Origin of the sequence: Xanthomonas arboricola pv. juglandis (genome assembly GCF_001013475.1) — a bacterium.
GTDB classification, from domain to species: Bacteria; Pseudomonadota; Gammaproteobacteria; order Xanthomonadales; family Xanthomonadaceae; genus Xanthomonas; species Xanthomonas arboricola.
The window spans coordinates 37,602-60,970 of sequence record NZ_JZEF01000007.1; the positions used below are offsets into that span (position 1 = coordinate 37,602).

General features: G+C 63.9%; 20 protein-coding genes. 10 read left to right on the top strand and 10 right to left on the bottom strand.

The genetic code is table 11. The features are described 5' to 3' along the window. Positions 1-31: 31 nt before the first annotated feature. On the bottom strand, positions 32-451 hold the full coding sequence (locus XARJCFBP2528_RS21145; protein WP_026064834.1) for a DUF2127 domain-containing protein: 420 nt from the start codon (positions 449-451) through the stop codon (positions 32-34). Between the two features lie 70 nt (positions 452-521). Next, complete coding sequence (gene typA / locus XARJCFBP2528_RS21150; protein WP_016904579.1) at positions 522-2,351, bottom strand: translational GTPase TypA; 1,830 nt, start codon at positions 2,349-2,351, stop codon at positions 522-524. A 218-nt stretch (positions 2,352-2,569) separates the two neighbouring features. Here typA and XARJCFBP2528_RS21155 point away from each other — a divergent pair, with 218 nt between their 5' ends. Beyond that, positions 2,570-3,064 carry a peptidylprolyl isomerase gene (locus XARJCFBP2528_RS21155; RefSeq protein WP_016904578.1) on the top strand — a complete coding sequence of 165 codons (495 nt, stop codon included), beginning with the start codon at positions 2,570-2,572 and terminating at the stop codon, positions 3,062-3,064. A 115-nt stretch (positions 3,065-3,179) separates the two neighbouring features. Next, entirely contained in the window at positions 3,180-4,166 is a 987-nt protein-coding gene (locus XARJCFBP2528_RS21160) for a malate dehydrogenase (protein ID WP_024938556.1), read from the top strand. 53 nt (positions 4,167-4,219) lie between these two features. Here the strand turns inward: XARJCFBP2528_RS21160 and XARJCFBP2528_RS21165 are convergent, their stop codons facing one another. The 6 genes from XARJCFBP2528_RS21165 to XARJCFBP2528_RS21190 all read right to left on the bottom strand — a co-directional run bounded on the left by XARJCFBP2528_RS21165 (position 4,220) and on the right by XARJCFBP2528_RS21190 (position 13,271). Then, a complete protein-coding gene (locus XARJCFBP2528_RS21165; RefSeq protein WP_016905121.1) occupies positions 4,220-5,551 on the bottom strand; it encodes an IS4 family transposase in 1,332 nt (443 codons plus the stop codon). 222 nt (positions 5,552-5,773) lie between these two features. After that, positions 5,774-6,388 (bottom strand): glutathione S-transferase family protein, encoded by a 615-nt coding sequence (locus XARJCFBP2528_RS21170; protein WP_016905075.1) that lies wholly within the window; start codon positions 6,386-6,388, stop codon positions 5,774-5,776. A 63-nt stretch (positions 6,389-6,451) separates the two neighbouring features. After that, on the bottom strand, positions 6,452-6,913 hold the full coding sequence (locus XARJCFBP2528_RS21175; protein ID WP_016905076.1) for a cell wall hydrolase: 462 nt from the start codon (positions 6,911-6,913) through the stop codon (positions 6,452-6,454). Positions 6,914-8,018: 1,105 nt separating this feature from the next. After that, entirely contained in the window at positions 8,019-9,329 is a 1,311-nt protein-coding gene (locus XARJCFBP2528_RS21180; protein WP_039810588.1) for an MFS transporter, read from the bottom strand. Positions 9,330-9,629: 300 nt separating this feature from the next. Next, complete coding sequence (locus XARJCFBP2528_RS21185; RefSeq protein ID WP_016904176.1) at positions 9,630-11,669, bottom strand: NADPH-dependent 2,4-dienoyl-CoA reductase; 2,040 nt, start codon at positions 11,667-11,669, stop codon at positions 9,630-9,632. A 579-nt stretch (positions 11,670-12,248) separates the two neighbouring features. Beyond that, on the bottom strand, positions 12,249-13,271 hold the full coding sequence (locus XARJCFBP2528_RS21190; protein WP_026064741.1) for a zinc-binding alcohol dehydrogenase family protein: 1,023 nt from the start codon (positions 13,269-13,271) through the stop codon (positions 12,249-12,251). 416 nt (positions 13,272-13,687) lie between these two features. Between XARJCFBP2528_RS21190 and XARJCFBP2528_RS21195 the strand changes: the two genes are divergently transcribed. The 3 genes from XARJCFBP2528_RS21195 (at position 13,688) to XARJCFBP2528_RS21205 (ending at position 16,362) form a co-directional block, all read left to right on the top strand. Next, entirely contained in the window at positions 13,688-14,785 is a 1,098-nt protein-coding gene (locus XARJCFBP2528_RS21195) for an OmpA family protein (protein WP_016904179.1), read from the top strand. Between the two features lie 190 nt (positions 14,786-14,975). Beyond that, positions 14,976-15,491 (top strand): hypothetical protein, encoded by a 516-nt coding sequence (locus XARJCFBP2528_RS21200; protein WP_024938551.1) that lies wholly within the window; start codon positions 14,976-14,978, stop codon positions 15,489-15,491. Between the two features lie 19 nt (positions 15,492-15,510). Continuing rightward, positions 15,511-16,362 (top strand): pseudouridine synthase, encoded by an 852-nt coding sequence (locus tag XARJCFBP2528_RS21205; RefSeq protein WP_016904181.1) that lies wholly within the window; start codon positions 15,511-15,513, stop codon positions 16,360-16,362. On the opposite strand, the gene XARJCFBP2528_RS21210 is transcribed toward XARJCFBP2528_RS21205, so the two are convergent. Together XARJCFBP2528_RS21210 and kbl are read right to left on the bottom strand one after the other, a co-directional pair. Continuing rightward, on the bottom strand, positions 16,316-16,705 hold the full coding sequence (locus XARJCFBP2528_RS21210) for a hypothetical protein (RefSeq protein WP_016904182.1): 390 nt from the start codon (positions 16,703-16,705) through the stop codon (positions 16,316-16,318). The genes XARJCFBP2528_RS21205 and XARJCFBP2528_RS21210 overlap by 47 nt on opposite strands. Continuing rightward, positions 16,705-17,913, bottom strand: a complete 1,209-nt coding sequence (kbl, locus tag XARJCFBP2528_RS21215; protein WP_047125066.1) for a glycine C-acetyltransferase — start codon at positions 17,911-17,913, stop codon at positions 16,705-16,707. Before kbl ends, XARJCFBP2528_RS21210 begins: the two co-directional genes overlap by 1 nt. Positions 17,914-18,002: 89 nt before the next feature. Here kbl and XARJCFBP2528_RS21220 point away from each other — a divergent pair, with 89 nt between their 5' ends. The 5 genes from XARJCFBP2528_RS21220 (at position 18,003) to XARJCFBP2528_RS21240 (ending at position 22,953) form a co-directional block, all read left to right on the top strand. Next, a complete protein-coding gene (locus XARJCFBP2528_RS21220) occupies positions 18,003-19,103 on the top strand; it encodes a sulfate ABC transporter substrate-binding protein (protein WP_047125067.1) in 1,101 nt (366 codons plus the stop codon). Between the two features lie 3 nt (positions 19,104-19,106). Then, positions 19,107-19,967: a sulfate ABC transporter permease subunit CysT gene (gene cysT / locus XARJCFBP2528_RS21225; protein ID WP_039523812.1), complete on the top strand. Its 861-nt coding sequence runs from the start codon at positions 19,107-19,109 to the stop codon at positions 19,965-19,967. Continuing rightward, positions 19,964-20,917 (top strand): sulfate ABC transporter permease subunit CysW, encoded by a 954-nt coding sequence (gene cysW, locus XARJCFBP2528_RS21230; RefSeq protein ID WP_047125068.1) that lies wholly within the window; start codon positions 19,964-19,966, stop codon positions 20,915-20,917. Before cysT ends, cysW begins: the two co-directional genes overlap by 4 nt. Positions 20,918-20,924: 7 nt before the next feature. Next, positions 20,925-21,956, top strand: a complete 1,032-nt coding sequence (locus tag XARJCFBP2528_RS21235; RefSeq protein ID WP_016902217.1) for a sulfate/molybdate ABC transporter ATP-binding protein — start codon at positions 20,925-20,927, stop codon at positions 21,954-21,956. Positions 21,957-22,236: 280 nt separating this feature from the next. Further along, a complete protein-coding gene (locus XARJCFBP2528_RS21240) occupies positions 22,237-22,953 on the top strand; it encodes a TorF family putative porin (protein WP_047125069.1) in 717 nt (238 codons plus the stop codon). Positions 22,954-23,369: the final 416 nt, after the last annotated feature.

A 23,369-nucleotide genomic window follows, 5' to 3' on the forward strand; every position in this document is an offset into this window, starting at 1 on the left:
GTATGACATGCCCGCAGACGGGCAGGGGGCGTCAGCGGCGCCGGCGCTTGATCAGATCGCGTGCCAGCACGCCGACCACGATCAGATTGATCGCCAGCACGCCCCAGGCGGTCCAGCCGGGATGGCGGACGATGGCGTAGATATCGAAAGGCAGGTAGATGGCCGCCGACAGGCAGCCCAGCAGTGACGCCCAGGCCTTGGCACGCCACAGACCCCAGGCTTCCACCACGTGCAACAGGCCGTAGGCCAGCATTGCGGCAGCGGCCAGATGGACGGCATCGGGACTGATGGTCTTGAGCAACGACGGCAGTGCGCCGTGGTCGGGATCCAGGTTGAAGCGGCGGATCAGCGTGCTGACCGCGTTCTGCAGCGGGAGCGGGCCCAGAATTTCCAGGCCCGTCGCCGCCAACAGCGCAAGCGTCCCCTTGACCGCCTCTAGCAAGGCGATCACATGCAGCCCCGGATGCGCACGCGGATCCGGGCTGTAGGGCGTGTTGCTCACGAAGATGGACGTCCCGTGCTTAGCCGGAACGGCCAGCGCGCTTGCGGTCGCTTTCGGTGAGGAACTTCTTGCGCAGGCGGATTTCCTTCGGGGTAACTTCGACCAGCTCGTCGTCCTCGATGAAGTCCAGTGCCTGCTCCAGCGTGTACTTGATCGCCGGGGTCAGCTTGATCGCATCGTCCTTGCCCGAGGCACGCATGTTGGTCAGCGGCTTGGTCTTGATCGCGTTGACGGTCAGGTCGTTGTCCTTGGAGTGGATACCAACCAGCTGACCTTCGTACACGTTGTCGCCTTCGGCAGCGAACAGACGGCCACGCTCTTCCAACGGCCCCAGCGCATAGGCCGGGGTGGCGCCCGCTGCGTTGGCAATCATCACGCCGTTCTGGCGCTTGGCGATCGCGCCCTGTTCCTTCGGACCGTAATGGTCGAACACATGGAACAGCAGGCCCGAGCCCTGGGTCAGGGTGCGGAACTCGTTCTGGAAGCCGATCAGGCCACGCGCCGGGATCATGTAGTCCAGGCGCACGCGGCCCTTGCCGTCCGGCTCCATGTTCTTCAGCTGGCCCTTGCGGGTGCCCAGCTTTTCCATCACGCCGCCCTGATGCTGTTCTTCGATGTCCACCACCAGCTGTTCGATCGGCTCCATCTGCTTGCCGTCGATTTCCTTGATGATGACTTCCGGACGCGACACGGCCAGCTCGTAGCCTTCACGACGCATGTTCTCGATCAGCACCGACAGGTGCAGTTCGCCACGGCCGGAAACCAGGAACTTGTCGGCGTCGGAGCCTTCCTCGACCTTCAGTGCCACGTTGTGCACCTTCTCGCGGTCCAGACGGTCGCGCAGCTGGCGGCTGGTCAGGAACTTGCCGCCGGACAGGTCCTTGTTGCCGGCGAACGGCGAGTTGTTGACCTGGAAGGTCATCGAGATGGTGGGCTCGTCCACGGTCAGCGCCGGCAGCGCTTCCGGGGCGTCGAGCGCACACACGGTGTCGGAAATGGTCAGCTCGGCCACGCCGGAGATGGCGACGATGTCGCCGGCCTCGGCGGTGTCCTGCTCGATGCGCTCCAGGCCGAGGAAGCCCAGCACCTGCAGCACCTTGCCCTGGCGCTTCTTGCCTTCGCGGTCGATCACGCTGACCGGCATGTTCTTCTTCAGCACGCCGCGCTGGATGCGGCCGATGCCGATCACGCCGACGAAGTTGTTGTAGTCCAGCTGGCTGATGCGCATCTGGAACGGGCCGTCCGGATCCACGTCCGGTGCCGACACGTGCTGCATGATCGCTTCGTACAGCGGGGTCATGTCGCCGTCGCGCACGCTCGAATCCAGGCTGGCGTAGCCGTTCAGGGCGGAGGTGTAGACGATCGGGAAGTCCAGCTGCTCGTCGGTTGCGCCGAGCTTGTCGAACAGGTCGAACACCTGGTCGATGACCCAGTCCGGGCGTGCGCCGGGACGGTCGATCTTGTTGACCACCACGATCGGCTTGAAGCCCATCGCGAACGCCTTCTGGGTGACGAAGCGGGTCTGCGGCATCGGGCCGTCCATCGCGTCGACCAGGATCAGCACCGAGTCCACCATCGACAGCACGCGCTCGACTTCGCCACCGAAGTCGGCGTGTCCCGGGGTGTCGACGATGTTGATGCGGTTGCCGTTCCAGGTGATGGCCGTGTTCTTGGCCAGGATCGTGATGCCACGCTCCTTTTCCTGATCGTTGCTGTCCATCACGCGCTCAGCCAGCACGGTGCGTTCGGACAGGGTGCCGGACTGCTTCAGCAGGCAGTCGACGAGGGTGGTCTTGCCATGGTCAACGTGCGCGACGATGGCGATATTGCGGAGTTTTTCGATAGACATGCGGAAAGGGCCCCTGTCTGGCGCCAGTCTTGAGATGAGGTAAGCACGACATTATAGCGGTTTCGTTGCCGTGCCGTTGCGTTCGGCCGCCGAGCGGTCCAAAACGCCCATTCAGCTAGCCGGGGCACCCCCGACGATGGTCCAACCTGCACGGTCGCCTGCGCGGCCGGGTGTATTCTAATGGGCTGTCATACACCCTGAAACCTGCAAGGATTTCCATGTCCCTGATTGCCCATTTCGACACCACCCGCGGCCCGATCGTAGTCGAGCTGTTCGCCGACAAGGCCCCGCTGACCGTTGCCAACTTCGTCAACCTGGTCCAGCGCGGCTTCTACGATGGCCTGAGCTTCCACCGCGTCATCGCCGACTTCATGATCCAGGGCGGCTGCCCGGAAGGCTCCGGCCGCGGCGGCCCGGGCTACCGTTTCGAGGATGAAGCCAACAACGGCGTCGGTCACGAGCGCGGCGTGCTGTCCATGGCCAATGCCGGCCCCAACACCAACGGCAGCCAGTTCTTCATCACCCACACCGCCACCCCGTGGCTGGACGGCAAGCACACCGTGTTCGGCAAGGTCACCCAGGGCCTGGACGTGGTCGATGCCGTCGCCCAGGGCGATGTGATCAACAAGGTGACGATCGAAGGCGATACCGACGCCGTGCTGGCCGCCAAGGCCGACCGCGTCGCGGAGTGGAACAAGATCCTCGCCGCCTGATGTCTTTCCCGAACGGCCGCCTTGTGCGGCCGTTCGTCTGTCACTGCGCGCCGCCAGGCCTTGCGCCACGCCAGCGTGCACCTCCACCCATGTTTTTTAGCAGAGGAAACTCCCCATGAAAGCACCTGTTCGTGTTGCCGTGACCGGCGCTGCCGGCCAGATCGGCTATGCCCTGCTGTTCCGCATCGCCTCCGGCGAAATGCTGGGCAAGGATCAGCCGGTGATCCTGCAATTGCTGGAACTGTCCAATGAAAAGGCCCAGGCCGCGCTCAAGGGCGTGATCATGGAGCTGGAAGACTGCGCATTCCCGCTGCTGGCCGGCGTGGTCGGCACCGACGACGCCGAAGTGGCGTTCAAGGACATCGACGTCGCCCTGCTGGTCGGTGCGCGTCCGCGCGGCCCGGGCATGGAGCGCAAGGACCTGCTGCTGGAAAACGCCAAGATCTTCACTGCGCAGGGCGCGGCGTTGAACAAGGTCGCCAAGCGTGACGTCAAGGTGCTGGTGGTCGGCAACCCGGCCAACACCAATGCCTACATCGCGATGAAGTCGGCGCCGGATCTGAACCCGAAGAACTTCACCGCCATGCTGCGTCTGGACCACAACCGTGCGCTCAGCCAGCTGTCGCAGAAGCTGGGCAAGCCGGTCGGCGGCATCGAGAAGCTGGTGGTGTGGGGCAACCACAGCCCGACCATGTACCCGGACTACCGTTTCGCCACCGCCGATGGCGCGTCCATCGGCGATGCGATCAACGACCAGGAATGGAACGCGTCCACCTTCATCCCGACCGTGGGCAAGCGCGGCGCGGCGATCATCGAAGCGCGCGGCCTGTCCTCGGCTGCGTCGGCCGCCAATGCCGCCATCGATCACGTGCGTGACTGGGTGCTGGGCAGCAACGGCAAGTGGGTGACGATGGGCGTGCCGTCCGACGGCTCCTACGGCATTCCGGAAGGCGTGATCTTCGGCTTCCCGGTGACCACCGCTAACGGCGAGTACACCCTGGTCAAGGATCTGCCGATCGACGACTTCAGCCAGAAGTACATCGACAAGACCCTGGCCGAGCTGGAAGAAGAGCGCAGCGGCGTGTCGCATCTGCTGGGCTGAGTTTCTCGCCTTGCTGTTGTAACGAAAACGCCGGGCAATGCCCGTAATGCTGTTCACTTAGGCGGAGCAGCCTTCCGATCTACCGGATAGCGGGTCTTCGAGATCTTCACCGTCCTTGGCCGGGTAGGCCTTGGACGGTGATCGAGGAACAGGCTCGCGATGCCTGAGCGAAGCTGGGATAAGCGTCTTCCTGTGGCGGAAGCTGGATTGGCTGCGGCCATCACGATGAGTTGCACTGCGATGTACTGGCAAACCGGTTTGAATCGGATGTCCGAAGGCGTTTTGCCAAACGCCTCCGCTGCCTGACCGGCTTCACGTCGAATGATGTTGTAAGCCAGCAGCAACCCCCAGACCTCCTGGTACACCAAGTCGATCTTCTTGCTACGTAAGGTCGTCGCGTTGTGCTGCATCGAGCTTTTGATGTCGCGCAAACTCAGTTCGATTTCCCATCGCTCCTGGTAAAGCAGTGCGACAGACTTGGTGCTGTAAGTGGTGACAGGCAACGAGGTCAGCACCGACTTTCTCTTCCCCTGATGCAGATAGCTCACTTCACGTACGTCCCAGTGCGTGGGAAGCGCTGGATTGCGTTTTCTGGCCTGCGGCGAGACACGCATGCGCAGTAACCGATCATCAGTGCCATAACGCGTGATTTCCTCAGCCACCAGGCCTTTGCGTGCTGGTGTCAGCCAGTGGCGTGCAGTGCCAGTGTTGGCTAGCGAAAGCAACAGATCAGCGCTCCAGAATCCTTTGTCGAACAAGGTGACCGAATGGTCGGGAATGGAGTGTAGAAACGGCTCGCTCAAGCGAATTTCGCTGCGCCGGTACGGACTGAGCTGGGCATTGAGCAAGACATGCGAGCGTACGTTCATCAGTGCAACCAATCGCAGCATGGGAAATGGTGTCTGACGGTCCGTGCTGGTATTACCGGAACCAAAATGTTCGCGCAGTTCTTCAGTGTCTGGCGTCCGCAGCAGCGCGCCATCCACGGCAAAGACCTGCAATCCCTGCCATTCATCGCCTTTGTAGCGTTCGCATCCCCACTGCGCCCCAGTCGTTGCAAACAGGTGGTGGACCGGGTCGGCGCCCAGTCGCGCGCGCGCCTGACTGACACCGCTGCGAGCCAACAGATCTTCTGAGGCCAGCCCTTGTGCGCAGATGTTCAAACGACGTGCGACCTCGTGCACCGGTTCGTCACGGAACAACGCCATGCCCAGGACAAGCCACAACACCTGATCACTGGGAAGACGCCGACGCCGGATGCTGGCCTTGGAAGACAGTTCCAGCGCGCTGGCCACCCACTCCACCGGAATATTCTGCGTAAACGTGCTCAGGTCGGAGAAGTTGAACAGATCGCCAAGGTCGAACAGCTGCTGTTGAAGGGACACAAAAAATCCGATACCAGAGGTCTGATACCAGATTTTCGGTAACTCAATTGCTTAAGTGAACAGCATTAGGGCAATGCCCGGCGTTTTTTATGTGGCGCTTTTGCGATGCATTGTGAGATGCGTGGGCTGCGGCACGGAAAAGCCACAGGCATGCCCATCGATGTTGTAGAGCCGGCGCGAAACGCATGGCCGCTGCACCGATCCCTTCGCGCTGCCCTCGGCTCAGGCCAGGCCTTCGGCCTGCAATGCGGCCTGCACATCCGCATCGTCCAGCATGCGCTGCACGAATGCATCCACTGCGCTCAGGCCACTGAGATCCACGCCCACCTTCTGCGCCCATCGCAGCGTCACGAACAGGTACGCATCGGCGCCGGTGTGGGTGTCGCCTGCCAGCCAGTTGCGCCCCTGCAGATGCGCGTCGACACGTTCGTACAAGCTGCGCAGCTTGCTGCGTGCGTCGTCATGGCTGCGCGCGATCAGCGCGTCGTCCTGCAGATAGGCGGTGCTGCCGAAGATCGGCCTGAAGGCCGGATGCACGTCGGCATTGGCGAAGGCGATCCAGCGATTGATCTCCGCACGGCTGCGCGCGGTGCCATCGCCGGACAGACCGGTGAGCGGCGCGATGTCGGCGATGTAGTTGAGGATGGCCGCGTTCTGGGTCAGTGCCCAGTCGTCGACAAGCAGCAGCGGCACGGCACCGGCCGGGTTGAGGCGCAGATACTCGGGGGACTTCATCGTGGCGGCGTCGACCACCTCCAGATCGAAAGGTAGCCCCGACCAGCGCAGCACGATGTGATCTGCCAGCGAACACGCGCCCGGCTTGGTGTACAGCTTCATGAGAATTTCCGCACAAGAACGAAGACGCAAGCTTAGCGGCAACGCGTGAGTGCGTGGGCAGCGTCAGGATGCGGTGCGCGGGCGCAGCTTCTGTACGCGATAGAACGTATGGTCGCCGATGGTGGCCACCTGATAGGCATTACGCCAGCTCGGGCTTGCGATCGCGCTTGCGGCAAAGTGACTGGCGCCCGGCACGATTTCCTTGCGTTGACCCACCGGCAGCGCCCAGTTGCGCTCTGCAGCCAATGCCACATCCAGCGCCTTGTTCCAGGCATCGTCGTTTTTCAGCTGCGTTCCCGGAGCCACGATGGTAGGCGCGAACTGCTTGCGCGCAGTGACCACCTGACACATCGAGTCGCCCCACAAACCGCTGTCCAGCCGACGCAACGCAACTTCGGCGACGGCTTGCTGGCCGCGCAAGGTCTGATCACGCGCTTCCAGGTACACGGTGGTGCTCAAGCACAACGAATCTGCAGCCGGCTGCGGCAACAACTGCGACAGCCAAAGTATCCAAACCAGTTTCATATAACTCCTTGCTCCGTATGGGCCGATCCGCAGAGCATCCAAGGTGGATGCACCAGTACAGAGGGCTTGGCGTCATGGAGAGGCGACCTGCCACGGATCGCCCGGTCTCCGGCGAAAGAAGATCTACCGGAGGTGCCCACCAAATGCGGCGGGTCAAAAAGTTGGCGCAAGGTAGGCGTCGATCACAGAATCGCGGCTGAATAGGCGGGGTTGACGCGTGTGATTGCTTGCTGCATCTACCGCTTCGCTCAACGACAACAGCGCGATGCATTCGTTGTGTGCGTCGCATCGCGGTGGCGACAGCGATGCTGTAACCGATATCGACACGGTGCGCGCGCAGTGTTGCACGTCTGCGCGGTTGTTCGAGATACGCATGCGTTGCGCGTGAGTTACGCGTATAGCGTCATTGGCAGGCTGCGCTACACATCATCGTCACTGATGGATGTGCTTGCGTACTGCCGTTTTCTATCGCAGCGGGGATGCATCGAGATGCGAACGCGGGGTGCATAAAGGAACTTTCTGTGCGTGGTGTCTTATGCTGCCCGGATCATGCATCGAACGCTCGCATGTGCATCGTAGAACGCGGTGTTGGAATCACTAGAAGAGGCGTCCGAGTTGCTCGATGCGCGTTGATTGTGACGAGTGAGCACGAAGCGCCACGACGTGATTTTCCCTAGCATCGCATCACCAAGTCGCGCGCCAAGCTTGCATATGCATCGCGCACAAATGCGTCAACGGAATTTTAGATGGCTTGTAGTTGCTGCACGACGATATGCAACCGAGATCGTCAAAGTCTCGATCACGATTCTTTCGACGGTATCAGATGGCACATCTGCGTTGGCCATGCAGCAATCGCACTGCCCGCTTGCTGCCTCTTTTGCTTATGCGCAGTGCATATGTTCGAACGCATCAGGCGTCTTGAATCACACGCATCAAGTTTGACATGGTGCGAATAATTTCGTGCAGACGTGCAGACGTGCAGACGTGCAGACGTGCAGACGTGCAGACATGCAGACATGCAGGGCGATTGCCGAAGACCACAACTGCAGTCAGCGCAGAGCCTTATGCGCACGCGTTGGAAATCAGCGTGGCCCGCTCGAGATTGTCAGACCTGACTCGACGGTATTGCTGCAACAGGCCTGCGTTTTTCAGGTATTGCAAATGCACTGCCGATCCAGGCGATCAGCACGCACAACACGCCGCAGAGCATCGGCCCCAAGGCCATCGCCCACGCCAGATGCGCATCGTTTCCCATGTGATAGTCGGATGTGCCCAGCAGCAGTCCGATCACGCCACTGCCGGCTGCCAGCGCGAGTTGGGCTATCGCGGTGAGTGCCGCACTTTCGCGCGCCTGCTGTGCGGGACCATGGCGCGAAGCAAGTTCTGCATGGCGTGCCCACACCCATTGCCCGGCACTACCGGCCGCCAAACCGATGCCGAAGGCCAGGCTGGCATCCAGCACGTAATGTCGAGACGTGGCGATGGCGAAGAGCAATCCCAGTACGGACAACGCGGCTCCACTCAGGCCCAGTCGACGCATTGCCACGGTCGGCCAACGCGCTGCCAGGGGCTGTATGCAAACGCTGCCCAACGCATATGCAATCAACACCGCGCTGCCCCAGCCGGCCGAGCCGGTACGCGACTGCGCCAGATACGGCGCCAATTTTGTGAAAGTCGGCAATGCCAAGGCCAGTGCGGCGATGGCCGCCAAGGGCAGCAACTGATCGCGCCGCCAACAAGAGGCAGCTAGCGGCGATGGCGTGGCGGCAGCCGTATGCGTGTAAGGCTGCAGTGCGTTGCGTAACCACCATGACGACAGCAGTGCGATGCTGCTGACCAGCGCGACCACCATCAACGCAGTCGATGCGGCGGCAGGTGTGCCGGCCTTTAGAACCAGGCCGATCGCGGCGCTGACCAAGAGTGCGGCCAACCCGCTACCGATCAGACGCAACGCACTGACGCCGCGCGCGCCACGCCAGGGCCAGTGGCCCAATCCCAGCAAGGTGTTCTGTGCGACGTCACCGACCGCATAGGCGGCCCGGAAGGGCAGGCTGAGCAGCAATACGCTGATCAGGTGGACATCGGCGGGAAGTGATGGTGTCACGAACAGCAGCGCCAGGGCGATCGCTGCCAAGGCGATGCCGCGCCATTGCGACCGGCCGGCCCAGGCCAGGCTGACGCCGGCGCTCCAGCGTCGCGCTGCAAGCATGCCCATCACCGCACTGACGACCAATCCGCCGGCAACCGACACGCCGGCAGCCACCGCGCTCAATCCGACGTATTCGGTCAACGCAAAAATCAGCAGTAACTCACCGGTGTACCACAACAGGCTTTTGCCGAAATGCGCCGCAACGTAGGCCCGCAACGCTGCCGGCGGCAGGATGGGAGGCAGCGTTGCAGTCAGCGTCGAGGGCATGTGCGGGTTATAGCCGAGCTGCGCGACAGGAAAAAGAATGTACCGCGCTGCGCCGATCAGCGGCGTTCGCATTGTTGGGCGCCAGATCGATGGCAGTGCGGAGCCTGCACCGATCTGGCGCACCGGGCGCCGGCGTAGACGCCTGCGCCGACATCGGATGAGCAGACCGGTCATCGCTCCACCACCGCCACCATCGGCGCTGATGGTGGGGCACTCCGGCTAATACGACACTCGCACGGAGGTTCATGCAGGCGTCGCGAGCAGGCTGCTATGGCGTTCAGCGCTTTGCAGCAGCGCGTGTTACAACTTCGCCGCCAGTCGGCAGGCCTGATCGATCGCACGCTTGGCATCCAGTTCGGCGGCGACATCCGCACCGCCAATCAGATGCGGTTGCTGTCCGTTGGCTTGCAGCGCGGCCAGCAGGTCGCGGCGCGGTTCCTGCCCGGCGCAGATCACCACCGTGCCGACATCGAGGAATTGTTCGGCGCCTTCCACGCGGATCCGTAGCCCGGCGTCGTCCACGCCCAGATATTCCACGCCGCCCAGCATCTTGACGCCCTTGGCCTTGAGCGTGGCGCGGTGGATCCAGCCGGTGGTCTTGCCCAGGCGCGCGCCGGGTCTGCCGGGGCTGCGCTGCAGCAGCCAGACCTGGCGGGCAGGGCGCTCGGGCTGCGGCCTGGCCAATGCGCCAGCCGTTTCGAAGCTGGGGTCCACGCCCCATTCGGCCATCCAGCGCGCAGGGTCCAGCGACGACGATGGCCCTGTGTGCACGAGAAATTCGCCGACATCGAAGCCGATCCCGCCGGCCCCGATGATCGCGACCTTGTCGGCAGCGACATGGCGGCCCAGCACCACGTCGAGATAGCTCACGACCATCGGGTGATCGGCGCCGGGAAAGTCCACCTTGCGCGGCTCGATGCCGGTGGCCAGCACGATCTCGTCGAAGTCTTTCAGGTCTGCCGCTTCGACCCGGGTATTCAGGCGCAGCTGCACCCCCGTCGCGTCGATGCGGTGGCCGAAGTAGCGCAGCGTCTCATTGAATTCTTCCTTGCCTGGGATGCGCCTGGCGACATTGAATTGCCCACCGATTGCATCGCCTGCATCGAACAAGGTGACGTGGTGACCGCGCTCGGCGGTCACCGTCGCGCAGGCCAGGCCGGCCGGGCCGGCACCGACCACCGCAATGCGCCTGGGGTTGGGGGTCGGTGCGTAGATCAGTTCGGTTTCGTGCGCTGCGCGCGGGTTGACCAGGCAGCTCGCCAGCTTGTTGTCGAACACATGATCCAGGCAGGCCTGATTGCAGGCGATGCAGGTATTGATGGCGTGCGACTGGCCGGTGCGGGCCTTGTTGGCCCATTGCGGGTCGGCCAGCAGCGGGCGCGCCAGCGACACCATGTCGGCGGCGCCGTCGGCCAGGATGCGTTCGGCCACTTCGGGCATGTTGATGCGGTTGGTGGCCACCACCGGAATGCGCAGGTGCGGCTTGAGCTTGGCGGTCACACCGGCAAATGCCGCGCGCGGTACCGAGGTGGCGATGGTCGGGATGCGTGCCTCGTGCCAGCCGATACCGGAATTGATGATGGTCGCGCCGGCCGCCTCGATCGCCTGTGCCTGCGTCAGGATGTCCTGCCACTGGTTGCCGCCTTCGACCAGGTCCACCAGCGACAGCCGGTAGATGATGATGAAGTCCGGCCCGCAGGCCTCGCGGATGCGTCGCACGATCTCCACCGCAAAGCGCATGCGCTTGGCCGCATCGCCACCCCAGGCATCGCTGCGCTGGTTGGTGCGCGCAGCGGTGAATTCGTTGATCAGATAGCCTTCCGATCCCATCACCTCCACACCGTCGTAGCCGGCGTCGCGCGCCAGCCGCGCCGCACGCGCATAGGCAGCGATCTGACGACCCACCGCACGTGCCGATAGCGCGCGAGGAGTGAACGGGTTGATCGGCGCCTTGAGTCTGGACGGCGCCACCGACAGCGGGTGATAGGCGTAGCGCCCGGCATGCAGCAGCTGCAGGCAGATCTTCGCGCCGTGCGCATGCACCGCCCGGGTGACCTGACGATGCGGGCGCACCTCCCACGGCCACGACAGCTTGCCGCCGAACGGCTTGAGCCAGCCCACCACGTTCGGCGAAAAGCCGCCGGTGACGATCAAGCCGACCCCGCCGGCAGCGCGCTCGGCGAAATACGCGGCCAGTTTGGGGAAATCGCGCGCCCGGTCTTCCAGACCGGTGTGCATCGAGCCCATCAGGACGCGGTTGCGCAGTTGCGTGAAGCCCAGATCGAGCGGTGCGAACAGGTGCGGGTAGGACGAGACGGACGGGCCGGTGGCGGGCGACATGGTGTGGATACGCTGGCGTACGGAGTGCGCACGATGCAGGTAAACAGGCCTGGCGGCAAGTCTTGACGCACGCGACCGGTGCTGTCGGCAGCGTGGGACGAGGGCGGGGCGGAGGGTATCCGCAGCTGGCCGCGCATCAGCTGGGGGCGCTCCACCTCTATCTGTAACAGCGCGCCCAGCTGCGCAAACAACAAACGAGACGGCCTTGGATGGCTGGCGTGCGATCCGGCGCTCGCCGACGTTTCAATCAGTTGCGTTCGCTTGGCGGCCGCGTTCCAAGCGCCACGCTGGCCGCCGTGATCGCAGTGGCAACGCTCTAATAGAACAGAGCCGATCCACATCCGCGTTCCTGTCGCGGAACAGATCGCCTTGCGTGCATTTCGGCGCACGCAAGGCGATTACGCCGACGCCACAGCAGCAACGCGGACCGCACGACCAGGAGGCCAGTCCCGCTTTGCCGCTGATTCAAGCGCGTGAGCTGCGGCCTTGCTTCCCTGACTTATGTGCAAGCCAACAGGTTATGCGCAAGCCAACACGTCCAGGCCCCATGCAGCAGCCGCACTCAAGCACTAATGCCGATCACCAACCCGCCAGCACCAGCTTGCCGATCGTGCTGCCGCTTTCCAGCCGTCGATGCGCCTCGCGCAATTGCTGCGCATTGATCGGCGACAGCGTTTCGGTATGGGTGGTGCGCAATTCGCCCGCATCGATCAGGCTGGCGGCACGGTTGAGGATGCGGTGTTGCTCGACCATGTCCTCGGTTGCGTAGCGGGCACGGGTGAACATCAGCTCCCAGTGGATGCCGATGCACTTGGCTTTGTAGGGGTCGCCGATCGACAGCGGGCCGCGCGGCTCCACGATCAAGCCCACATGCCCCTGCGGTGCCAGGATCTCGCCCAGTTGCTCCCAGTAGCGGTCGGTGTCGGCCAGGTTGAGCGCGGCGTCCACGCTCTGCATTCCCAAGGCCTGCAACTGCGGCTGCAGCGGCTGGTGATGGTCGATCACATGCTGGGCGCCCATCTGCCGCACCCATTCGATGGTCTCCGGCCGCGAGGCGGTGGCGATCACGCTGAAGCCGGCATGCCGCGCCAGCTGGATCGCGATCGAGCCCACGCCGCCCGCGCCACCGATGATCAGCACGTGCTTGCCGCGATTGCGCGCGCCGTCGAAAGAGAACGGCATGCGCTGGAACAGCAGCTCCCAGGCGGTCAACGTGGTCAGCGGCAGGGCCGCGGCCTGGGCGAAGCTGAGCGAGGTGGGCTTGCAGCCGGCGATGCGCGCATCGACCAGCTGATATTGCGCATTGCTGCCCGGACGGCCGATATCGCCCGCGTAATACACCTCGTCGCCGACTGCGAACGCGGTGACCTCGGGGCCTACCGCTTCGACGACGCCGGCCGCGTCGTAGCCCAGGATCTTCGGCGCATCCAGCGTCTGCGGCTTGGGTGCGCGCACCTTGGTGTCGACCGGATTGACCGAGATCGCCTCGACACGCACCAATAAGTCATACCCCGAAGGGGCCGACGGGGCCGGAAGTTCCATGTCAAGCAGTGCGGCGGGATCGTCGATTGGAAGATGACGGGTGATGACGACAGCTTTCATCGGGTCGCTCCAGGTGGGGAGTTCAGGGTGCGTTGTGAAGCCGTCGCGCTGCAACCACCGACCCCACAATTCAGCTCGGACGGGGCCTGGCGTTCACCAATGTGGTTTTCGCATCACTGCGCAGCCCGCCGGCAAGGTGGATCCGCCAGCGTATTCAACTGGCTTAATTGGGCTGCGGTTCATGCGGGTCAGATGTGCAAACTGAGTGCGCGGTCCTTCCCTTCATGAAACTGTATACGTAGTATTGAAGGGGATCGCCGGCTCTGGTGATTGCTTTCACATGTTATATGACCGTTAACGCGATCTTCACTGAAGCCGGCTTAATCTGCGCCCCGATGGCTCTGGATGTGACGAGCATCTTTACCAAGAACAACGCCTCTATCGGTTTTATCTCCCAAAGAAGGAGCTGTATACACATGAACAAGAAAATTCTCACTGCCGCGTTGCTCGGCGGTCTGGCGGTTGCCCAGGCTGCTTCCGCGCAGGAGTTCGATGACCGTTGGTACCTGACCGGTAGCGCTGGCTTCAACTTCCAGGACAGCGATCGTCTGACCAATGATGCCCCGTTCGTCACCCTGGGTCTGGGCAAGTTCGTTAGCCCGAACTGGTCGATCGACGGCGAGCTGAACTATCAGAACCCGAACTTCGATGCCAACCAGGATCAGAACTGGAGCCAGTACGGCATCTCGTTCGACCTGCGTCGCCACTTCATCCAGGAAGGCCGCGGCTGGAACCCCTACCTGCTGTTCGGTCTGGGCTACCAGCGTTCGGAAGAAGAATTCGACGCGACCCCGAACCCGGTTTCGCCGGGCCAGCAGAAGGACGGCAACTTTGCCGCCAAGGCTGGTGTCGGTCTGCAGACCACCTTCGACAAGCGCGTCGCCGTGCGTGCCGAGTTGGCCTACCGCGCTGACTTCAACGACCAGAGCGTTGCTGCTCCGCAGGAAGACTGGTTCGGCGACGTGCTGGCTTCGGTCGGCGTCGTGATCCCGCTGGGACCGGCTCCGTCGACCGCTCCGCCGCCGGCTCCGGCTCCGGTTGCTCCGAGCTGCGCAGACCTGGATGACGACGGTGACGGCGTCAACAACTGCGACGACAAGTGCCCGGCTTCGCAGCCTGGCCAGACCATCGGTCCGGACGGTTGCCCGGTGCCTGTGTCGATCGATCTGAAGGGCGTGAACTTCGACTTCAACAAGTCGACCCTGCGTCCGGACGCCGTCTCGATCCTGAGCGAAGCGACCGAGATCCTGAAGCGTTACCCCGACCTGAAGGTTGAGGTTGCTGGTCACACCGACTCGAAGGGTACCGACGAGTACAACCAGAAGCTGTCCGAGCGTCGTGCGACCACCGTGTACGACTACCTGACCAAGAACGGCGTCGATGCGTCGCGTCTGGTTGGTCCGATCGGCTACGGCGAGAGCCGTCCGATTGCTCCGAACGCCAACCCGGATGGTTCCGACAATCCGGAAGGCCGTGCGAAGAACCGTCGTACCGAGCTGAACGTCCAGAACTAATTGGACCGCTAGCTGTTGCATACAAAACCCGGCCTTGCGCCGGGTTTTGTCTTTGTGGGGCCGCAAAACCTGCGCCCAGGCGGTGCAAATCCTGTCTGTGTTGCCATCCAGGCACGCTTCCGGTTGAAACGGCGTTCATCGCTGCCTACACTCGCCGCGTCAACACCACACTCATAATTGGAAGAACCCGATGCTGCGTACTGCTACGGCTGGATTGCTCTGTCTCGCCTTGATTCCCGCCGCCTACGCCGCTCCGAACTGCGCCGGCAGCACGGTGTCCCAGCCGCTGCCGTTGCCCGCCACCGTCATCGCGCCGGCGGCTGCCGAGTTCTACACCCGTAGCGTGCAGCTGGGCATGCCCACCGGCGTGCTGGCACAGCCCTACACCACCGAGCAGTCGGTGGACCGCGTGCTGCTGCGTCTGCGCGTGGAAGGCTGCCAGGATCTGGCCAAGGTCATTCCGCCCGGCGGCACCGTCAATCCGAACGATCCGGCCGCCTACAAGGCCACCACCGCGTTCGACAACACGCCGTGGCGCTTTGACATGAGCCAGAACGGCAAGCGCATGACCGCCGAAGAATTCGATGCCTGGATGAAGGCGCGCGGCGTGCGTGTGGTCAAGGCACGCCCGGTGGCTGCACCGGCTCCGGCTGCTGCCGCAACGGCAACGCCTGCGGCCGACGCCAAGTCGGTCGAAAACAAGTAAGCAGCGCGGTCGGGACGGCATGACCCGGCGGCCTGCGCCGGCAACGTCCCGGCAGCGCACGCGTGGTCCGGCGGGCGCATCGCGCGCCTCCGGTACGACCACGGCAACCACCGCGCCACGCCACGGGCTGGCGCGCGTGCTGTCCAAACTGGGCGTGTGTTCGCGTACCGAAGCGGCGCGCTGGGTCGCCGACGGGCGGGTCAGCGTGGCCGCGCGCGTAATACGCGATCCCGAATATCCGATCCGCACCGATCAGCACTCCACCATCCGTGTCGACGGACAGCCATTGGCCGGGCCGGCGCGGTGCTACCTGATGCTCAACAAGCCGCGCGGCGTGGTCACCACCGCACGCGACGAGCAGGGCAGGGACACGGTGTATCGCTGCTTCGATGGCGCCGGATTGCCATGGATCGCCCCGGTCGGGCGCTTGGACAAGGCCAGCGAAGGCCTGCTGCTCTTCAGCAACGATCCGCAATGGGCCGCCACGGTGACCGACCCGATGACCGGGCCGGACAAGACCTATCACGTGCAGATCGATTGCCGCCCGAGCGCTGCGCAACTGGCGCAACTGCAGGCCGGCGTGGTCGATCCTGATCCGGACGGCGAGGGCGTGCTGCTGCGCGCCAAGCGGGTCGGCGTGCTGCGCGAAGGCGAGCGCAATGCGTGGCTGGAGATCGTGCTGGACGAGGGCCGCAATCGGCAGATTCGCCGCTTGTTAGCTGCTGTGGAGATCGGCGTGCTGCGGCTGGTGCGGGTGGCGATCGGCTCGCTGGCGATGGGCGAGCTGGGCAAGGGTGCGTGGCGGATGCTCAGTCCAGCGGAAGTCAGCGCGCTGACGGCGGCTCCCGCCAGCGCGCCAGACGCGCGCTGAGCAAGGCATTGACCACCTCGACGGCGCGGGCGTCGCCGGCACCGTTGGCATCGTGGCGTCGGCCCTTGGCGTGATTGCAGCCGGCACAGGCCAGGGCGAGATTGCGCGCTGCATTCGCATCGTCGCCGACCAGCGCACACAGGGCCGCCGCCGCGCGACGGCCGAACCAGGCCTGCGGGATCACGTGTTCCAGCGTGGTGTGCCCGAACGGTTCGCCATCGGCGCGCAGTTGCAGGCGCCGACGGCAATGCAGGCAGCGGGTTTCCCAGTTGCCATCCAACAGCCGCGCCTGGGTATCGGTCTGCGCCGCGAGCAGCAGCCGTTGGCGCAGCACCGAGCGCATCAGTGCTGGATGACGTCCAGTTCGCGGCCGATCTTGATGAAGGCGTCAATCGCCTGATCCAGCTGCTCGCGGGTGTGCGCGGCGCTGATCTGGGTGCGGATACGCGCCTGGCCCTTGGGTACCACCGGGAAGAAGAAGCCGATCGCGTAGATGCCTTCTTCCAGCAGCCGCTCGGCGAATTTTTGCGCCAGCGGCGCGTCGTAGAGCATCACCGGGCTGATCGGGTGCACGCCGGGCTTGAGGTCGAAGCCGGCGGCGGTCATGCGCTCGCGGAAGTAGCGGGTGTTGTCGACCAGCTGCGTGCGCAGCTCGCCGGCGGCATCCAGCATGTCGAACGCCTTGATGCCTGCGGCCACCACGTGCGGCGGCAGTGAATTGGAAAAAAGATAAGGACGCGAGCGCTGGCGCAGCAGTTCGATGACTTCACGCTTGGCGGTGGTGAAGCCGCCCAGTGCGCCGCCCATCGCCTTGCCCAGCGTGCCGGTGAAGATATCGATCTGGTCCAGCACGCCCTTGACCTCGGCCGAGCCGCGGCCGGTAGCGCCCAAAAAGCCGGTGGCGTGGCATTCGTCGATATGCACCAGCGCGTTGTACTTGCGGGCGAGGGTGGTGATCTCGTCCAGCGGGGCGATGAAGCCGTCCATCGAGAATACGCCGTCGCTGGTGATCAGCTTGGTCTTGCAGCCGGCGGCATCGGCGGCCTGCAGCTGCGCTTCCAGGTCGGCCATGTCGCAGTTGGCGTAGCGGAAGCGCTTGGCCTTGCACAGGCGTACGCCGTCGATGATCGAGGCGTGGTTGAGCGCGTCGGAGATGATGGCATCGTGCTCGCCGAGCAGCGGTTCGAACAGGCCGCCGTTGGCATCGAAACAGGCGGCATAGAGGATGGTGTCCTCGGTGCCGAAGAAGTCGGCGATGGTGCGCTCGAGTTGCTTATGCAAATCCTGGGTGCCGCAGATGAAGCGCACCGAGGCCATGCCGAAGCCGTGGGTGTCCAGCGCGTCCTTGGCGGCCTGGATGATGTCCGGGTGGTCGGCCAGGCCCAGGTAGTTGTTGGCGCAGAAGTTGAGCACGCTGCGGCCGTCGGCGAGGGTGATCTGCGCCGACTGCGGGCCGGTGATGATGCGCTCGGACTTGAACAGGCCCTGGGCCTGGATCGCCTCCAGTTCGGCGGCGTAATGGGCAGTCAGCGCAGCGGGAGCGTTGGTCATGGCGGTCGCAGTGGCAAGAGACGCATGATTTTAACGATCACGGTGGCATACCACTACGTCATGCAAAATCGGCATAAGGTGCGGCCTTGATGTCATTTCACCGCCTGCGTGCCGCTGCGCAGCATGGCATGCTTGCTGTTCAGCTGCGCCCCAACGGTTTGGAGATTGCTGTGACCCACCCCCGCTACCGCTTCGTGTCGATCCTGTTGTGCAGCTTGCTGGCCCTGGCCGGCCCGGCTGGCGCGCGCGACATCGGTCTGCTCAATGTGAGCTATGACCCCACCCGCGAGTTCTATCGTGACTACAACAGCGCGTTCGCCGCGCATTGGAAACAGCAACATCCGCAGGACACGGTGACGGTGGAAACCTCGCACGGCGGCTCCGGCAAGCAGGCGCGCGCAGTGATCGACGGCATCGAGGCCGATGTGGTCACGTTGGCGCTGGCCTACGACGTGGACGCAATCGCGGAGAAGGCCAAGCTGATCGACAGCGATTGGGAAAAGCGCCTGCCCGACAACAGCGCGCCGTACACCTCGACCATCGTATTCCTGGTGCGCAAGGGCAACCCGAAGAACATCCACGACTGGCCGGACCTGCTGCGCTCCGGCGTGGCGGTGGTGACCCCCAACCCCAAGACCTCCGGCGGCGCGCGCTGGAATTACCTGGCCGCCTGGGCGTATGCCGACCGCATCTTCAAGGGCGACCGCGAGCGCATCGTGCGCTACATGCAGGCGTTGTTCCGCAACGTGCCGGTGCTGGATACCGGTGCGCGCGGCGCCACCACCACGTTCGTGCAGCGTGGCATCGGCGATGTGCTGCTGGCCTGGGAAAACGAGGCGCTGCTGGCGCGCGAAGAGCTGGGCAAGGACAAGTTCGAGATCGTGGTGCCCAAGCTGTCGATCCTGGCCGAGCCGTCGGTGGCGCTGGTCGACAAGAATGTTGACAAGCACGGCACCCGCGAGGTGGCCGAGGCCTATCTGCGTTACCTGTATGCGCCGGAAGGGCAGAAGCTGGCGGCCAAGCATTTCTATCGGCCGCGCCATCCGGAATTTGCCGACCCTGCCGATTTGGCGCGGTTCCCGGACATCAAGCTGGTGACCATCCAGGAAGCGTTCGGGTCGTGGGACAAGGCGCAGCAGGAACACTTCGCCGACGGTGGCGTGTTCGATCAGATCCAGGCAAAAAAGTAGGCGATGCAGATGTCGGTTGCACCCCACCCAGCGCCGTCACCGCGCCGACGCGTGATGCCGGGGCTGGGCTTGAGTCTTGGAATCACGCTGACCTGGCTGGGATTGATCGTGCTGATCCCGCTGCTGGGCATTTTCATCAAAACCAGCGGGTTGGGCTGGGACGGCCTGTGGCGGGTGTGGAGCGAGCCGCGCGTGCTGTCGGCGCTGCGGGTGAGCTTCGGCACCGCTTTCGCGGCCGGCGCCTTCAATGCGGTGATGGGCACCTGGGTGGCCTGGGTGTTCGTGCGCTACAGCTTCCCTGGCAAACGTTTCTTCGATGCGGTGATCGACCTGCCGTTCGCATTGCCGACCGCGGTGGCCGGCATCGCGCTGACCGCGTTGTACGGCGGCAACGGTTGGGTCGGGCGCTGGCTGGAGGCGATCGGCATCAAGGTGGCCTACACCCAGCTTGGCATCGTGCTGGCGCTGGTGTTCGTCGGGTTGCCGTTCGTGGTGCGGGTGGTGCAGCCGGTGCTGGCCGAGAGCGAGCGCGAGCTGGAGGCGGCCGCGGCCACGCTGGGCGCATCGCGCTGGCAGACGGTGTGGCGGGTGGTGCTGCCTGGGCTCTGGCCGGCGGTCCTGACCGGGTTTGCGCTGGCCTTCGCGCGGGGCGTGGGTGAGTACGGCTCGGTGATCTTTATCGCCGGCAACCTGCCCAATTCGACCGAGATCGCGCCGCTGCTGATCACCATCCGGCTGGAGGAATTCGACTATGCCGGTGCCACCGCGATTGCCGCGGCGATGCTGCTGCTGTCGTTCGTGATCCTGCTGGTGGTCAATACGCTGCAGGCACGCCTGCTGCGCTATCAACGGAGGACTGCATGAACGATGCTGTTTCGCCGCTGCCTGCCATGTTGCACACCCGCCAGATGACCGAACAGGCCCGCCGCATCACCGACTCGGCCACCAACGAGCCGTGTTGGGTGCAGTGGTTGATGATTGCGGGGGCGCTGCTGTTCCTGCTGGCGTTCCTGCTGCTGCCGCTGGTGCTGGTGTTCGCCGAGGCGCTGCGCGGCGGCTGGGAGACCTTTCTGCGCGCGATCGTCGACCCGGATGCATTGTCGGCGATCAAGCTGACCCTGATTGTCACTGCCATCGTGCTGCCGCTGAACCTGGTGTTCGGCGTGGCGGCGGCGTGGGCGGTCAGCAAGCACCAATTCCCCGGCAAGCGCTTGCTGATCAGCCTGATCGACCTGCCGTTCTCGGTGTCGCCGGTGGTGGCGGGCCTGATCTTCGTGCTGATCTTCGGCCGCAGCGGCTGGGCATGGCCGTTGATCGACGAAGGCTGGCGGCTGCAGTTGCCGTTTTTTGGCGAGTTGCTGATCCAGTTGCCGCGCATCGTGTTTGCGTTGCCCGGCATCGTGCTGGCAACGACCTTCGTCACTTTCCCGTTCATCGCGCGCGAGTTGATGCCGCTGATGGAACAGCAGGGCAGCGATGAAGAACTGGCCGCATTGAGCCTGGGCGCGAACGGCTGGCAGATGTTCTGGCGGGTGACCCTGCCGAACATCCGCTGGGGCCTGCTGTACGGCGTGTTGCTGTGCGCGGCGCGTGCGATGGGCGAGTTTGGCGCGGTGTCGGTGGTGTCCGGGCATATCCGCGGGCGTACCAACACGCTGCCCCTGCACGTGGAAATTCTTTACAACGAATACGCCTACAGTGCCGCGTTCGCGTGTGCCTCGTTGCTGGCACTGACCGCGCTGCTGACGCTGGCGCTGAAGACGTACCTGGAATGGCGGCACGGCGATTCGCTCGCCGCCAACCATCGACATTGAGGTGAACATGGGCATCCGCATCCACCGCCTGCGCAAGCAGTTCGATACGTTCACCGCGCTGGACGACATCACCCTGGATGTGCGTCAGGGCGAGTTGCTGGCCTTGCTGGGCCCGTCCGGTTCGGGCAAGACCACCTTGCTGCGGATCATGGCCGGGCTAGAGCATGCCGATGGCGGGCAGGTGCTGTTCGGCGACGAAGACGCCACCCGCATGAGCGTGCAGTCGCGCCGGGTCGGCTTCGTGTTCCAGCACTACGCGCTGTTCAAGCATATGGACGTGTTCGAGAACATCGCCTTCGGCCTGCGGGTGCGGCGCGGCAACGAGCGCTGGGCCGAAGCGCGTATCCGCGCACGCGTGGAGGAGTTGCTGGCGCTGGTGCAGTTGCAGGGTCTGGAGCAGCGCTATCCCACCCAGCTGTCCGGTGGCCAGCGGCAGCGTGTGGCCTTGGCGCGTGCATTGGCGATCGAGCCGCGCGTACTGCTGCTGGACGAGCCGTTCGGTGCGCTGGATGCGCAGGTGCGCCGCGATCTGCGCCGCTGGCTGCGCGAGCTGCACGAACGGACCGGCCTGACCACGGTGTTCGTCACCCACGACCAGGAAGAAGCGCTGGAGCTGGCCGACCGGGTGGCGATCCTCAACCGTGGCCGTATCGAGCAGCTCGACACGCCGGCGATGATCTACGACAAGCCGGCCTCGCCGTTCGTGTACTCCTTCGTGGGAGCGGTAAACCGCATCCCCGGTGTGCTGGCGCAAGGCCAGATTCAAGTCGCCGGGCATGCCTTGCCGGCAGCCAATGCCGCGCTGGCGGCCGGCCCGGTAGAGGTCTACGTGCGGCCGGAAGATCTGGTGCCGGACGATGCCGGCTGGCCGGCCACGGTGGCCTGGTCGCAGCGCAGCGGGGCGCGTCTGCGTCTGCGTGCAACGCTGGAGCCGGCAGGCAACGAGGTGGAAGTGGAGCTGCCGGCATCAGCGGGCAGCTTTCAGCCCGGGCAGCAGCTGCGGCTGGCCGCGCGGCATTACGGCGTGTTTCCGGTCTGATCTAAGCCGGGATTCGGGATTCGGGATTCGGGATTGGGGATTGGGGATTCGCAGAAGCGAAGCGAATCCCTGCTAATCCCAAATCTCCACTCCCGGCCCATCAAGATTCCGCGCGGGCGGTCGATGAGACAGAACGCTGACCAGCGTCATCTGCGCTCAAGCTTGTGCGCTGGGTCAAGCGAGCGCGACTTGTATGTTGCGCTGCAATGACAGTTGGACTAATAAGTCATGACAGGCCCGCCTTGCGCAATCCGACCGCCCATCGTTCCAGGAGATGTCCATGAAGCCGTCCTCGCTCGCGTGTTGTCTGTCGTTGCTGTTGCTCGGTGTGGTGCCGTTGGCACAGGCGCAGGACGAAGAAGCCGCCGCTTCTCCCTTCAGCGGCACTTTCGCGGTGACCAGTGACTATCTGTTCCGCGGCATTTCGCAAACTAATGAAGAGCCCGCCTTCCAGGCCGGACTCACCTACAAGACGCCGTTTGGCCTGTACATCGGCACCTGGACGTCCAATGTCGACTACGGTGCCGGTGATCCGGATTGGGAAGTGGATGGCTTTGTCGGCTACAACACCGATCTGGGCACCAACTTCAATTTCGATGTGATGGTCAATCGCTACCAGTATCTAGGAGCGGGTGCGTCCAATTACGCCGAGTTGATCACCAAGACCACGTTCCTGAAAACCTATAGTCTCACCGTTGCCTACACCAACGATCTCTACGGCACCAAGACCGATGGCTACTACTACGCGCTGGATGCCAACTGGTCGCTGCCCTACGACTTCACCTTCGGCGCGCATGCGGGGCACAGCGTCTATACCTCGTCGCTGAGTCAGGTGGATCACGACTACAACGACTTCGGCGTGAATGTCGGCAAGGCCTTCGGTCCGCTGGGCTTGAGCTTGGGCTATTACGACACCAGCGAGGCGGCGGAATTCGGCTTTGGTCGGCAGAATTCGCAGAATCATCTGGTGGCGACTGCGACGGTCACCTGGCCGTGATGCCGTGATGGCAATCGCTTGAACAGCGGCTCTAACGACTTGGCCGTGCAGTGGTAGTGGTGCGGCGGCAACAAGAGTTGATGCCCGGGTTCTTTAGTGTCTAAATTCGAAGGACACCGAGGCTCAAATCTCGTTTGTTTTGTTTTTGAGTGATGCATCGTGCGGATAGATCACTTGCGGAGCGGCTGATCTTCTGCCTGGCTGCAGAGCTCTTGCCCGCCCACCATCGCGGGACACGCCGCAAGTACGTCCTTGTAGGCTCTTACGCGGCATCCATGCCGCGTAAGGTCCCGCGACGGTGAGCGGGCAAGGACCAGTCGAGATAGTCGGTCGTTGAAGCAGTTGCCCATGCGATAGCTCAATCGTGGAGCGGTTGATCTGCGGCTTTGCTGCAGGGCCCTTGCCCGCCCACCATC